This is a genomic window from Erwinia sp. OLFS4 (genome assembly GCF_002752165.1).
GTDB lineage: Bacteria > Pseudomonadota > Gammaproteobacteria > Enterobacterales > Enterobacteriaceae > Izhakiella.
Genome location: NZ_MOMB01000030.1, coordinates 1 through 658, shown reverse-complemented (window position 1 = coordinate 658; position 658 = coordinate 1). Strand labels below are relative to the sequence as shown.

Below are 658 nucleotides of genomic sequence, written 5' to 3'. Positions count from 1 at the left end.
CTGACTGCCAGGGCATCCACCGTGTACGCTTATTCGCTTAACCTCACAACCCACAGGCGTCCTGTCATGTTACCGGCAGGGACCTGAGTCGGTTGTAAGTTTCTGAGAGAACCCTCAATAACTTTCGCTATTGAAGATTTTTCAATTTTCAGCTTGTTCCGGATTGTTAAAGAGCAGATACGTCGCAATGCACTCAGTGAATGCATTCTGACGTCTATCAACGCCGCCGGCGTTAATGGTGGAGCTAAGCGGGATCGAACCGCTGACCTCCTGCGTGCAAAGCAGGCGCTCTCCCAGCTGAGCTATAGCCCCATTGAGGTTAAACCGTCAGTTTCACTACTGAAAATCTTTCGTTATCCGTGCCTGACCCCGCCGCGCACCATTCACCGGGCGGACAGAATATATAACGCAGAGGATAAAAGATTTGGTAGGCCTGAGTGGACTTGAACCACCGACCTCACCCTTATCAGGGGTGCGCTCTAACCACCTGAGCTACAAGCCTGCTGAGGTTTTACGCTCTTCTTTAATTTCATCAGACAATCTGTGTGAGCACTTCGCAGCAATGTATAAGCAGGTAAGGAGGTGATCCAACCGCAGGTTCCCCTACGGTTACCTTGTTACGACTTCACCCCAGTCATGAATCACAAAGTGGTAAGCG

2 tRNA genes and 1 rRNA gene are annotated in these 658 nt (G+C 50.5%); all 3 read right to left on the bottom strand.

Annotation, left to right across the window (positions count from 1 at the left end):
* Positions 1–236: 236 nt before the first annotated feature.
* A tRNA-Ala gene (locus BL249_RS06535) sits at positions 237–312 on the bottom strand.
* Between the two features lie 113 nt (positions 313–425).
* Positions 426–502 (bottom strand) — tRNA-Ile (locus BL249_RS06530).
* Positions 503–575: 73 nt separating this feature from the next.
* A 16S ribosomal RNA gene (locus tag BL249_RS06525) occupies positions 576–658 on the bottom strand; the annotation flags it as partial.